Here is a 12,722-nt window from a genome sequence, read left to right on the forward strand (position 1 = left end):
TTGCTAAACTACCTCTTATATAATTACAGGGCGCGTCGCGGTTTCACGCGTCCATTCTTTTGCGCAATGTAAGGGTGTCTTCATATGATTACGATTGATGGTAATGGCGCGGTCGCTTCCGTCGCGTTTCGCACCAGTGAAGTTATCGCCATCTACCCGATCACGCCCAGTTCAACGATGGCGGAACAGGCTGACGCCTGGGCCGGCAATGGGCTGAAAAACGTCTGGGGCGATGTGCCACGCGTGGTCGAAATGCAGTCGGAGGCAGGCGCCATTGGCGCCGTACATGGCGCGCTGCAGACTGGCGCCCTCTCCACGTCCTTTACCTCATCGCAGGGCCTGCTGCTGATGATCCCCACGCTGTACAAACTGGCCGGCCAGCTGATGCCGTTTGTCCTGCACGTCGCCGCCCGCACTGTCGCCACCCACGCGCTGTCGATCTTCGGCGACCATTCCGATGTGATGGCGGTCCGTCAGACCGGGTGCGCCATGCTGTGCGCCAGCAGCGTTCAGGAAGCGCAGGATTTCGCGCTGATCTCGCATATCGCCACCCTGCAAAGCCGGGTGCCGTTTATTCATTTCTTTGATGGTTTCCGCACTTCGCACGAAATCAACAAAATCGCCCCGCTGGCGGATGACACGATTCGCGCCCTGCTGCCGCAGGAGAAAATCGCTGAGCATCGCCAGCGCGCGCTCAATCCGGAACACCCGGTGATCCGCGGGACCTCCGCTAACCCTGACACCTACTTCCAGTCGCGGGAGGCCACCAACCCGTGGTACGACGCGGTTTATGATCATGTCGAGAAAGCGATGGATGACTTCGCCGCCGCCACCGGCCGCCAGTACAAACCGTTTGAGTTTTACGGCCATCCGCAGGCGGAACGCGTGATCGTCATTATGGGCTCGGCCATCGGCACCTGCGAAGAGGTGGTCGATGAACTGCTGAGCCGCGGCGAGAAAGTCGGCGTCCTGAAAGTGCGCCTCTATCGCCCATTCTCCGCCGCCCACCTGCTGGCAGCGCTGCCGGAGAGCGCCCGGGCGGTGGCGGTGCTGGATCGCACCAAAGAACCTGGCGCGCACGCGGAGCCACTGTATCTCGACGTGATGACCGCCCTGGCGGAAGCCTTTAACCGCGGCGAGCGCGAGACGCTGCCGCGGACCATCGGCGGCCGCTACGGTCTCTCTTCCAAGGAGTTCGGTCCGGAATGCGTGCTGGCGATATTCCATGAGCTGCAGGCCGCCCAGCCGAAGCCGCGCTTTACCGTCGGCATCTATGACGACGTGACCAACCTGTCGCTGCCGCTGGGCGAAAATACTCTGCCATCAGAGGCCAAGCTCGAAGCGCTGTTCTACGGCCTCGGCAGCGACGGCAGCGTGTCGGCCACCAAAAATAATATCAAAATCATCGGCAATTCCACCCCGTGGTTCTCCCAGGGGTACTTTGTCTATGACTCGAAGAAGGCGGGCGGCCTGACCGTCTCCCATCTGCGGGTCAGCGAAAAGCCGATTCGTTCTTCGTATCTGATTTCGCAGGCCGATTTCGTTGGCTGCCACCAGCTGCAGTTTATCGATAAATACCAGATGGCCGAGCGGTTGAAGCCCGGCGGCATTTTCCTGCTCAACACGCCGTACAGCGCCGATGAAGTCTGGTCCCGCCTGCCGCAGGAAGTACAGGCCACCCTGAATCAGAAAAAAGCGCGTTTTTACGTGGTCAACGCGGCGAAGATCGCCCGCGAATGTAGCCTCGGGGCGCGCATTAATACCGTGATGCAGATGGCTTTCTTCCATCTGACTCACATCCTGCCTGGCGACAGCGCGCTGGCGGAACTGCAGGCGGCCATCGCCAAAAGCTACAGCAGCAAAGGCCAGGAGCTGGTGGAACGCAACTGGCAGGCGCTGGCCCTGGCCCGCGAGTCGCTGGCGGAAGTGCCGCTGCAGCCGGTGAATGCCAACAGTCCGAACCGCCCGCCGGTGGTCTCCGACGCCGCGCCGGATTTCGTCAAAACGGTCACCGCCGCGATGCTGGCCGGTCTCGGCGATGCGCTGCCGGTCTCCGCCCTGCCGCCGGACGGCACCTGGCCCATGGGCACCACGCGCTGGGAGAAACGCAACATCGCCGAAGAGATCCCCATCTGGAAGGAAGCGCTATGTACCCAGTGCAACCACTGCGTCGCCGCCTGCCCGCACTCGGCGATCCGCGCCAAAGTGGTCGCACCGGAAGAGATGGAGAACGCCCCTGCCAGTCTGCACTCGCTGGACGTCAAGTCCCGCGATATGCGCGGGCAGAAATACGTACTGCAGGTCGCCCCGGAAGACTGCACCGGCTGCAACCTGTGCGTGGAAGTGTGCCCGGCAAAAGATCGCCAGAATCCGGAGATCAAGGCCATCAATATGATGTCGCGCCTGGAGCATGTGGAAGAGGAGAAAGTGAATTACGATTACTTCCTCAACCTGCCGGAAATCGACCGCAGCAAACTGGAGCGTATTGATATCCGCACTTCGCAGCTGATCAGCCCGCTGTTTGAATACTCCGGCGCCTGCTCCGGCTGTGGCGAAACGCCGTATATCAAACTGCTGACCCAGTTGTATGGCGACCGGATGCTGATTGCCAATGCCACCGGCTGCTCATCCATTTACGGCGGCAACCTGCCCTCGACCCCGTACACGACCGACGCCAACGGCCGCGGCCCGGCGTGGGCCAACTCGCTGTTTGAGGATAACGCTGAATTCGGGCTCGGCTTCCGCTTAACCGTCGATCAACATCGTCAGCGCGTGATGCGCCTGCTGAGCGAATTCGCCGACCAGTTGCCGGCAGAGCTGAACGCGGCGCTGCATGCCGAGGCGACGCCGGAAGCGCGCCGTGAACAGGTGGCGGCCCTGCGCCAGGCGCTGACCGGCGTGCAAGGCGCTGAAGAGCTGCTGACCGATGCCGACGCGCTGGTGGAGAAATCCGTCTGGCTGATCGGCGGCGACGGCTGGGCCTACGATATCGGCTTCGGCGGCCTGGATCATGTGCTGAGCCTGACGGAAAACGTCAACATTCTGGTGCTGGATACCCAGTGTTACTCCAACACCGGCGGCCAGGCGTCAAAAGCCACCCCGCTGGGGGCGGTCACTAAGTTTGGCGAGCACGGTAAACGCAAGGCACGCAAAGATCTTGGCGTCAGCATGATGATGTATGGTCATGTCTATGTGGCGCAGATTTCGCTGGGCGCGCAGCTGAACCAGACGGTGAAAGCGATTCAGGAAGCGGAAGCCTATCCGGGGCCGTCGCTGATCATCGCCTACAGTCCTTGCGAAGAGCATGGCTACGATCTGGCGCTCAGCCACGATCAAATGCGTCAGCTGACCGCCACCGGCTTCTGGCCGCTCTACCGCTTCGACCCACGTCGGGCGGAAGAAGGCAAGATCCCGCTGGCGCTCGACTCTCGCCCACCGTCAGACGCCCTGGCTGAGACGCTGCTCAATGAGCAACGCTTCCGTCGCCTGAACGCCCAGCAGCCGGAAGTGGCGGAGCAGCTGTGGAAAGATGCTGCCGCCGACCTGCAGAAGCGCTACGACTTCCTCGCCCAGCTGGCTGGCAAAGCGGAGAAATCACCGAGCGAGAGCTAAGGTTATTTTCCATCCCGCAGCCATAAAAAAAGCCCGAACATGAAGTTCGGGCTTGTCGTTTTACCGATAACAAAATCATTCCGCAGAATGAGACGGCAAATAAAAATGCTTGGCATGACAATAAAGGCATATAACGCTCGAATAATACGCGATCAAACTGAATATGTATAATTTTTATTTTGTATATTAGTTGAAGATGTATTCATCATAATTATCACCATTACTTCAGTATTATTTTATTTAGATTTTACTTATATCGTAACAATTGAGTCTTACCATATCTCAGACCGCTCCTTTAGCATGAGTTCACTTCCTTCCCGGAAGCTAAAACATAAAAACAGTTAAAGGAATTTCTTCATGAAAAGAAAAGTACTGGCCCTCGTTATTCCGGCTTTATTAGCCGCTGGCGCCGCGCATGCGGCGGAAATTTATAATAAAGACGGAAATAAATTAGATGTCTATGGCAAGGTAGACGGTCTGCACTATTTCTCCAGCGACTCGAAAAAAGACGGCGACCAAACTTACGTTCGCTTTGGCTTTAAAGGCGAAACCCAGATCAACGATATGCTCACCGGTTACGGCCAGTGGGAATACAACGTTCAGGCCAACAATACCGAAAGCGCCGGCGATCAGGCGTGGACCCGTCTGGCCTTCGCCGGTATCAAAGTGGGCGATTACGGTTCCTTCGACTACGGTCGTAACTACGGCGTGCTGTATGACGTCGAAGGCTGGACCGATATGCTGCCGGAGTTCGGCGGCGACTCTTACACCTATGCGGATAACTTTATGGCAGGCCGCGCCAACGGCGTCGCGACCTACCGTAACAGCGACTTCTTCGGTCTGGTAGACGGTCTGAACTTCGCCCTGCAGTATCAGGGTAAAAACGAAGGCCAGAACGCCCAGGACATCAACGTCGGCACCAACAACCGCAGCAGCGACAGCGATGTTCGCTTTGACAACGGCGACGGTTTCGGTCTCTCTACCTCCTATAACTTCGGCATGGGCATCAGCGCGGCAGCGGCCTACACCTCATCTGACCGTACCAACGACCAGATGACCCAGACCAACGCCCGTGGCGATAAAGCTGAAGCCTGGACCGCTGGCCTGAAGTACGACGCCAACAATATCTACCTGGCGACCATGTACTCTGAAACCCGCAACATGACCCCTTACGGCAACGACGGCGTGGCCAACAAAACGCAAAACTTCGAAGTCACCGCTCAGTATCAGTTCGACTTTGGTCTGCGTCCGGCTATCTCCTATCTGCAGTCCAAAGGCAAAGATCTCTATAACACCGGCAGCTACGCCGATAAAGATCTGGTCAAATATATGGACGTCGGCGCCACCTATTACTTCAACCGTAATATGTCCACCTACGTTGATTACAAAATCAATCTGCTGGATGACAACGACAGCTTCTACAAAGACAACGGTATCTCTACCGACAACATCGTCGCGTTGGGCCTGGTTTACCAGTTCTGATGCGCCAGCCCGCCGGTTCCGGCGGGCTTTCTCTCTCTTTGCATCGCACCAGCTAAAACAAAACAATATATCCCACCGCTTAAAATAGCCGTCCATTTAGTGATATAGTCGTGCTCAGTCAGTGCCTGCCCGAGGACGTCCATCATGCATCATCACCCGGTAAAATCTTCCCGAATTATCTCTGTCGCCTATGATGACGCTTCCGCCACGCTGGAAATTTGTTTTTATCACCAGCCGCCGTTGCAATATACCGGCGTTCCACCGCGTATTTTTCGTGACTTTTTACAGGTGGTGTCAAAGGGTCGCTTTTATGACGGCGTGATAAAGGGAAAATTTCCCGAACACAAGTCACGTTAATGTCAAAGTGTGACTGCGGTCATGATACAAAACGTGTCATAATGCCGTACAATATGAGGGGATACTTAAACAGGAGGTTTTATGAGCAGAATGATTCTTGTCCCCATCGATATCTCTGATAAAGAATTTACTGAACGCATTATCAGTCACGTTGAATCGGAAGCGCGGATTGACGACGCTGAGGTCCATTTCCTCTCCGTTATCCCTTCCCTGCCTTATTATGCCTCGCTGGGAATGGCCTATACCGCCGAACTGCCTGGTATGGATGAGCTGCGTGAAGGAACGGAAACGCAGCTTAAAGAACTCGCGAAACAGTTCTCTATCCCGGAAGATCGGAAACATTTTCACGTTGCCGAAGGATCGCCAAAAGATAAGATCCTGGCCCTCGCCAAGTCGCTACCCGCCGACCTGGTGATCATTGCTTCGCACCGGCCGGATATTACCACCTATCTGCTGGGCTCCAACGCCGCCGCGGTGGTCCGCCACGCCGAGTGCTCGGTGCTGGTCGTTCGCTAACGCCTCAGCCCGCCGCCCGGCGGGCTGTTTATTTTTACTTCTGCTCCACCAGCTTGCCTGCCCGCAGCGGAAAGTGCCGGAAAGATGCTGACATTCCGCCCCTGAATCCGTACCATACACGCCACGGTTGTCTGTCAGACCTCATTAATTGCTACGCGCCAGCGCCACGTTGTCCAGCGGCTGGCAGAACGCGTGCTCTTCTGATGCCACACTATGAATTGAGCCACTATTACATGCTGCAAAATCAAGAAATCAGTAAAAATGTACAACACCAATAAGTTGTGCCCCCTCCAACCAACTGAATTTATTTTATATTTACATACAGCCAGCCCCCACAGCGCCGGCCGCTGGTCCTGGTAACTGAATCCACCCGGGAATGGATGAGGCAGGCTATTCGAGGAAAAGAGGTGAATGAGATAATTGCAGATGGTGCGGTACCTGCTGATCATTTCACATGGCACCCCGTTTTCCGAGCGGTGGACAACGTTAGGAATCAGGGGGCGTAATTGATTGAGGCTATTAAAATCCAATAACCTGATAATACCCGCACTATGCTGAAAGCAGACCTTGGTGTTCTGCTTGCCTTTTGCTTCGGGAATGCCCTCAAAGCGCATAAGTTAAGGAAGTTGCTCAGGCTCCGAGGACATCTTTAGGGCTGGTTGATAAAAAATCAAAATTGTGAGCTACTTTCATCGATAATAAATTCAACGTAATAAAAAACCGCCGGCGCGATTTTCAATCAGAAGTCATCTATTATCACGTTAAGATAGTTAAGATAACGCAACTGTACCGATCAGCTACTCTTTGAAACCAGGCTTGCCATTCCTGGCCCGCCATTCTTTCACTTCCTTAACAACCCTTTCCGGACTATCCTCTCGGCCCTTTGGAGGATAGAAAATTACATCAGAACCATCAGGGTGTTCAGTGATACGTTCAAACTCTAAAACATTTTGCACATCTTCATCTTCGGTTGTATTATCCGGATTAAATATCTTTTTCACAAAAGCTAAAAACTCAGATTCGGTGTAATCAGAAATGCTTTTTTTATTGTCCATCATTTACCACCATTGCTTAGTGAACTTCGACATGGCTTTTTGTGCATCATAACTCGCCAGTTCTCAATACCATACACATCACCGGTATTTTAATAGCTTTTGCGTGTTCTAATTCATGTTTAAGCCTTCCCCCGACATGCTCATTTTACGAATGAACGACCATGTTTCTTACTTGATACCCCCTAAGCTAGCTTGTCAAACCGCTCAGTTAGCTCAGTGGTATCAGAAACCGCCTTCCTGAAAGCTCTCCGAATGAATGAAAGTTCGAAAACTCACAGCCACGAAATTTTTCAGCAATCACACTGGGAACAGGAGAGCCTAACTCGTCTCCAGTTTTTTTTCAGCCAACCATGACTAACCTGCTCCCCTTAACCAGTGATTTTGCCAGGTAAATCTCTAGAGCTTGCCAACATAACATCACTTGGCTCGACTCCCATTGCAAGAGCATCAGGCTGCTAGATCTCTCAGTACAGAAAATCCAGGTAGGCTAGCAGTATTTACGGTTGAGATGGACGAAATCTTATTGTTCCACGCGCAATGCCTGGCTTTCCGGGCTCATACTTGCATTTTCTCATTGCTGATCTTGTTTCTCTAAAAAAGAGCTCAGCACCAGTTGTCTCAACAGAAGTTACTTCCCCTTTTTCATTTACTGAGGCAGCGTAATTTACAGTGCCACTAATCCGATTAGCCATGGCAGAAACTGGATAATAAGGATTAGGGCAACTTATCCGCACAGGCACCACTTCTTCTTTATTTCCTGCAGCAAGTGCCAAGTTTGATATAAGAACAGCGCAAACCAGAAGTAATGTTTTTTTCATAACCGATACCAATTGTTGTTTTCCTTATGTCTATAGATCCCTAATACGCCTTTTTCATGCAACGCCGGAGGATGCGGCTCCACTTCTTCATCCCCGCTGGTATGGAGGGGATTATATATCACAGCCGGGTTAGCTGCGCGCTTTGCGTTCTGCGGGGGATTGAGGCATCGCCATTCTTCCGCAGGGCTACTCCTTCCCTATAACGCTTCCATTCACCTATATTCCATTAAAAAATGAGGAGTTTCGACTTATCATTTAGGGTCAAGTAAAGTAAACACCTCTCTTACAGCCAGATTTCCAATCTTATGTGAGCCCCAAAACCCGGCACTGATTGCCGGGTATTTTATTGCTTCCCAGGTGCTTTTACGGTTTCTCACGCCCGGCACATCTCCGGCGAGTTACCTCTCACCAGCGCCTCAGCAAAAGGCCTCGGTATGGCATTAGCAGCAGGAAACCGGACGATACAATTGCTCGGCGCTGCCCTGGACGCGCTGAAAGCGCAGCATGAACTGACAGCTGGATATCCGGTATCCACTATCACGTTTCACCACAGGGAATACGGCTCAAGCGAGGAACAGAATTTGCGATTTGTTTTCATGCCGCGGAGACGGAAAGGCGAGCAAAAACCCTGCTACTCGCACAGCAGCATAGGCAGCAGATGGGAAGCTGCAGTAAAACGCGCTGGCATTCGCCGCAGGAATCCGTACCATACGCGGCATACTTTTGCCTGCTGGCTCCTGACGGCTGGCGCAAACCCGTCTTTTATAGCCAATCAGATGGGGCATGAAAACGCGCAAATGGTGTACGACGTTTATAGTACATGGATAGAAGAGATGAACGGCGACCAGGTTTCTATGTTGAATTCCCGGCTTGGGCTTTAACACATTTTGCCCCCTATATGCCCCTTTTAGATTTTGAGAATGTTAATAATGCAAGAAAATCAAGAGCTTACAAAGAAAGAGAAATACAACATCGATAAGCTGCAGAAACGTCTGCGCCGCAACGTCGGTGAGGCGATCGCCGACTTCAATATGATTGAAGAGGGCGACCGCATTATGGTTTGTCTGTCAGGCGGCAAGGACAGCTATACCATGCTGGAGATCCTGCGTAACCTGCAGAAAAGCGCGCCCATCTCCTTCTCGCTGGTGGCGGTGAACCTCGACCAGAAACAGCCCGGGTTCCCGGAGCATATTCTGCCGGCGTATCTTGAGCAGCTGGGCGTTGAATACAAGATTGTCGAAGAGAACACCTACGGCATCGTCAAAGAGAAGATCCCGGAAGGGAAAACCACCTGCTCACTGTGCTCTCGCCTGCGTCGCGGCATTCTCTACCGTACCGCCAGCGAACTCGGCGCCACCAAGATTGCCCTCGGCCATCATCGAGACGACATCCTGCAGACGCTGTTCCTGAATATGTTCTACGGCGGCAAAATGAAAGGAATGCCGCCGAAGCTGATGAGCGACGACGGCAAACACATCGTCATCCGCCCGCTGGCCTACTGCCGCGAAAAGGACATCGAGCGCTTCTCTCAGGCCAAGGGCTTCCCGATCATTCCTTGCAACCTGTGCGGTTCGCAGCCTAACCTGCAGCGCCAGGTGATCGCCGATATGCTTCGCGACTGGGATAAGCGTTATCCGGGACGCATTGAAACCATGTTTAGCGCAATGCAGAACGTGGTGCCTTCGCACTTGAGCGACGTTAATCTGTTTGATTTTAAAGGCATCACCCACGGCTCCGAGGTGGTGGACGGCGGCGATTTAGCGTTTGACAGGGAAGAGATTCCCCTGCAGCCTGCCGGCTGGCAGCCGGAGGAAGAGGACGCCCGGTTGGATGAGCTGCGTCTGAACGTAGTGGAAGTGAAGTAACCCGCAAGCGTCTCAGGCCGCCGCCTGAGACGCGCTATTCTGCCCTTACTTCAGCAGTCGTACGCGGCAGGCTTTGCCTTTGATCTTGCCGTTTTGTAACTGCTTATACGCCTTCTGCGCCATATTCTGGCGGATCGCCACATAGACGTGGGCCGGGTGGACGTTAATTTTGCCGATATCGGCGCCATCAAATCCCATATCACCGGTCAACGCCCCCAGCACATCCCCCGGGCGCATTTTCGCCTTTTTTCCGCCGTCGATGCACAGCGTCGCCATCTCCGCCGTCAGCGGCGTGATAGCGTTACCCGCCGGCGCCGGCAGCCAGTTGAGGGATAACTGCAGCATGTCGGCCAGAATGGTGGCGCGCTGCGCCTCTTCCGGCGCGCAGAAGCTGATAGCCAGACCTTGTTCGCCGGCGCGGGCGGTACGGCCGATGCGGTGCACATGCACTTCCGGATCCCAGGCCAGCTCGAAGTTCACCACCAGCGCGAGAGATTTGATGTCCAGGCCGCGGGCAGCGACATCGGTCGCCACCAGAACCCGGACGCTGCCGTTCGCGAAGCGCACCAGCGTTTGATCGCGGTCGCGCTGCTCGAGGTCACCGTGCAGCGATAATGCGCTCTGCCCGGCGGCGTTGAGCGCATCGCAGACCGCCTGGCAATCGCGCTTGGTATTGCAGAACACCACGCAGGACGCCGGCTGATGCTGGCTGAGCAGACGCTGGAGCAGCGCAATCTTGCCGTGGCGGGAAACTTCAAAGAACTGCTGTTCGATAGCCGGTAACGCATCGACGCTGTCAATCTCAATCGTTTCCGGATGACGCTGCACCCGGCCGCTGATCGCCGCGATTGCCGCAGGCCAGGTGGCGGAAAACAGCAGCGTCTGCCGGTCAGCCGGCGCGAAGCGGATCACCTCGTCGATGGCGTCGCTGAAGCCCATGTCGAGCATGCGGTCCGCTTCATCCATCACCAGGGTCTGCAGCACGTCGAGAGAGACCGTCCCCTTCTGCAGATGATCGAGCAGACGGCCCGGAGTGGCGACGATAATATGCGGGGCGTGCTGCAGTGAATCGCGCTGGGCGCCAAACGGCTGCCCGCCGCAGAGCATCAAAATCTTGATGTTCGGCAGGCAGCGCGCCAGACGGCGCAGCTCGCCGGCAACCTGATCGGCCAGTTCGCGGGTCGGACACAACACCAGCGACTGGGTCTCAAAGCGCGACGGATCGATATGCTGCAGCAGACCCAGCCCGAAGGCGGCCGTTTTTCCGCTGCCGGTTTTTGCCTGCACGCGCACATCTTTCCCCGCGAGGATCGCCGGCAGGGCGGCGGCCTGAACCGGCGTCATCGACAGATAACCCAGCTCGTTAAGGTTGGCTAATTGGGCGGCAGGTAAAACAGTCAGGGTAGAAAAAGCGGTCACAATGTATTCTCGTATTAAAGGACAGACGATCTGCAGGCGCGTATCCTCGCAGATCTCCGCGCCTGATGCGACAATTTAATCGGCTCTTCATCAGGCGGCGGATCGGGCTGCGGCTGCGGACGCGGTCGTGGATCGGGTAAAGGAACCGGATCGTTCGGCTCGGGCGAGATGGGGATAGACTGGGCTGTCAGCCCTGAAGCGTAATGCATAGTGGCCTCCCGGAAAGTGATACGGGCGTACCCGCAGGCGTAAACGGCCTGAAGACCGTCGGGTGTCTTAGTAAGCGTAGAAGCTGGTCAGGAGAGCGCAAAAAAAAAGCCGACTCAACAAAGTCGGCGTCGTACGAATCAATTGTGCTATGCAGTAATTCAAAAAAGGAAGTAAGACAATATGGAGCGCAACGCCCATCGCTTGACGTTGCATTCACCTGCGAGAGAGATATTGCCCTGAATGGGTAGAGGGTTTATTGATTTCGCTCAAACATTGCCGGGTTTTCCCGGCATCGTCGCTGCTAAAAGGCGATTCTTTACAACCATTTACTGCGATGTAACCACCATGCAACACCACCGATGACAACGACTAACATCAGGCAGAAGAGGCTAAACCCCAGATGCCAGCTGTTGCCAGGGATCCCGCCGAGGTTGACGCCGAACAGGCCGGTTAAAAAGGTGCTGGGCAGAAACACCATCGCCATCAAGGACATCGTATAGGTCCGCCGCGCCAGCGACTCCTGCATAATCTGGGCGATCTCATCGCTCATGATCGCCGTGCGGGCGATGCAGCTGTCGATCTCATCCAGCCCGCGCCCCAGCCGCTCGGCGATATCCTGCATCCGCCGCCGCTGATCGTCGCTCATCCACGGCAGTCGCTCGCTGGCCAGCCGGGCGTAAACATCGCGCTGCGGCGCCATATACCGGCGCATCACGATCAGCTGTTTACGCAGCAGGGCAAGGAAACCGCGCGGCGGCACCTGCTGATCGAGCAGGTCGTCTTCGAGGTCGATTATTCGGTCGTGCAGTTGTTCAATAAACTCACTGGCATGATCGGTCAGCGCGTCGCAGACTTCCACCAGCCAGCTGCCGCAGTCCGTCGGCCCATTGCCCTCCTTCAGGTCGCCCAGCACATCGTCGAGCGCCAGCACTTTGCGCTGACGAGTGGAGACGATGAGCCGCTCATCCATATACAGACGCATCGCCACCAGCTGGTCTGGGCGTTCATCGGTGCTGCCGTTGATGCAGCGCAGGGTGATCAGCGCCCCGTCGCCGATCCGCGTTACCCGTGGTCGGGTGCTCTCGCCTGCCAGGGCATCGCGCACGTTATTGGGCAGTAGCGGGGTGGCCGCCAGCCAGTCGGCGCTGTCGCTATGGGTATAGTTGAGATGCAGCCAGCAGGGCTTCTCTTTGTCGATAATATCGTTATCGGCGAGCGGCTTCACGCCCCCCTGCCCGTCGAGCACCCACGCGAAGATCGCGTCCGGTATCTGCAACTCCGAGCCTTTAATCGCGTCCACTCAACCTCCGTTAATCCATGCCTGTCACATTGCACGCACTCTGTATAAGGTACGCGAAAGCGCGCTTTTTCGCTGTTTATTGCCCGGT

General features: G+C 55.4%; 11 protein-coding genes and 2 pseudogenes. 7 read left to right on the top strand and 6 right to left on the bottom strand.

Annotated features, from left to right (window positions below):
• Window positions 1–84 precede the first annotated feature (84 nt).
• On the top strand, window positions 85–3,612 hold the full coding sequence (gene nifJ, locus ABLV76_RS23185) for a pyruvate:ferredoxin (flavodoxin) oxidoreductase (RefSeq protein ID WP_017898746.1): 3,528 nt from the start codon (window positions 85–87) through the stop codon (window positions 3,610–3,612).
• A gap of 357 nt (window positions 3,613–3,969) precedes the next feature.
• Window positions 3,970–5,094: a porin OmpK37 gene (gene ompK37, locus ABLV76_RS23190; protein ID WP_023318087.1), complete on the top strand. Its 1,125-nt coding sequence runs from the start codon at window positions 3,970–3,972 to the stop codon at window positions 5,092–5,094.
• Here the strand turns inward: ompK37 and ABLV76_RS23195 are convergent.
• The gene (locus ABLV76_RS23195) at window positions 5,082–5,240 is read right to left on the bottom strand and encodes a hypothetical protein (RefSeq protein WP_153245201.1); all 159 of its coding nucleotides are present in this window, start codon (window positions 5,238–5,240) and stop codon (window positions 5,082–5,084) included. The two genes, ompK37 and ABLV76_RS23195, sit on opposite strands and share 13 nt — an antisense overlap.
• Here ABLV76_RS23195 and ABLV76_RS23200 point away from each other — a divergent pair.
• The 3 genes and pseudogenes from ABLV76_RS23200 to ABLV76_RS23210 form a co-directional block, all read left to right on the top strand.
• Window positions 5,239–5,451 (top strand): KTSC domain-containing protein, encoded by a 213-nt coding sequence (locus ABLV76_RS23200; RefSeq protein ID WP_004203998.1) that lies wholly within the window; start codon window positions 5,239–5,241, stop codon window positions 5,449–5,451. The genes ABLV76_RS23195 and ABLV76_RS23200 overlap by 2 nt on opposite strands.
• A gap of 81 nt (window positions 5,452–5,532) precedes the next feature.
• Window positions 5,533–5,967, top strand: a complete 435-nt coding sequence (gene uspF, locus ABLV76_RS23205) for a universal stress protein UspF (protein WP_017898748.1) — start codon at window positions 5,533–5,535, stop codon at window positions 5,965–5,967.
• Window positions 5,968–6,305: 338 nt separating this feature from the next.
• Window positions 6,306–6,473 (top strand): annotated as a pseudogene (locus ABLV76_RS23210) (SOS response-associated peptidase); the annotation flags it as partial.
• Between the two features lie 291 nt (window positions 6,474–6,764).
• Here the strand turns inward: ABLV76_RS23210 and ABLV76_RS23215 are convergent.
• Complete coding sequence (locus ABLV76_RS23215; protein ID WP_025999099.1) at window positions 6,765–7,022, bottom strand: bacteriocin immunity protein; 258 nt, start codon at window positions 7,020–7,022, stop codon at window positions 6,765–6,767.
• 497 nt (window positions 7,023–7,519) lie between these two features.
• Window positions 7,520–7,840 carry a TonB family protein gene (locus ABLV76_RS23220; protein ID WP_071600372.1) on the bottom strand — a complete coding sequence of 107 codons (321 nt, stop codon included), beginning with the start codon at window positions 7,838–7,840 and terminating at the stop codon, window positions 7,520–7,522.
• A gap of 446 nt (window positions 7,841–8,286) precedes the next feature.
• Between ABLV76_RS23220 and ABLV76_RS23225 the strand changes: the two are divergent.
• Both ABLV76_RS23225 and ttcA read left to right on the top strand, forming a co-directional pair.
• Window positions 8,287–8,721 (top strand): annotated as a pseudogene (locus ABLV76_RS23225) (tyrosine-type recombinase/integrase); the annotation flags it as partial.
• 48 nt (window positions 8,722–8,769) lie between these two features.
• Entirely contained in the window at window positions 8,770–9,705 is a 936-nt protein-coding gene (gene ttcA, locus ABLV76_RS23230; RefSeq protein ID WP_023289425.1) for a tRNA 2-thiocytidine(32) synthetase TtcA, read from the top strand.
• A gap of 45 nt (window positions 9,706–9,750) precedes the next feature.
• Here the strand turns inward: ttcA and dbpA are convergent, their stop codons facing one another.
• The 3 genes from dbpA to zntB all read right to left on the bottom strand — a co-directional run bounded on the left by dbpA (window position 9,751) and on the right by zntB (window position 12,634).
• The gene (gene dbpA / locus ABLV76_RS23235) at window positions 9,751–11,124 is read right to left on the bottom strand and encodes an ATP-dependent RNA helicase DbpA (protein WP_043522058.1); all 1,374 of its coding nucleotides are present in this window, start codon (window positions 11,122–11,124) and stop codon (window positions 9,751–9,753) included.
• Between the two features lie 14 nt (window positions 11,125–11,138).
• Entirely contained in the window at window positions 11,139–11,333 is a 195-nt protein-coding gene (locus ABLV76_RS23240; protein ID WP_071592553.1) for a hypothetical protein, read from the bottom strand.
• Between the two features lie 317 nt (window positions 11,334–11,650).
• Window positions 11,651–12,634, bottom strand: a complete 984-nt coding sequence (gene zntB, locus ABLV76_RS23245; RefSeq protein ID WP_004203984.1) for a zinc transporter ZntB — start codon at window positions 12,632–12,634, stop codon at window positions 11,651–11,653.
• Window positions 12,635–12,722: the final 88 nt, after the last annotated feature.

The sequence above is a fragment of the Klebsiella sp. GB_Kp047 genome (assembly GCF_040065235.1).
In the GTDB taxonomy this organism is placed as follows: domain Bacteria; phylum Pseudomonadota; class Gammaproteobacteria; order Enterobacterales; family Enterobacteriaceae; genus Klebsiella; species Klebsiella quasipneumoniae.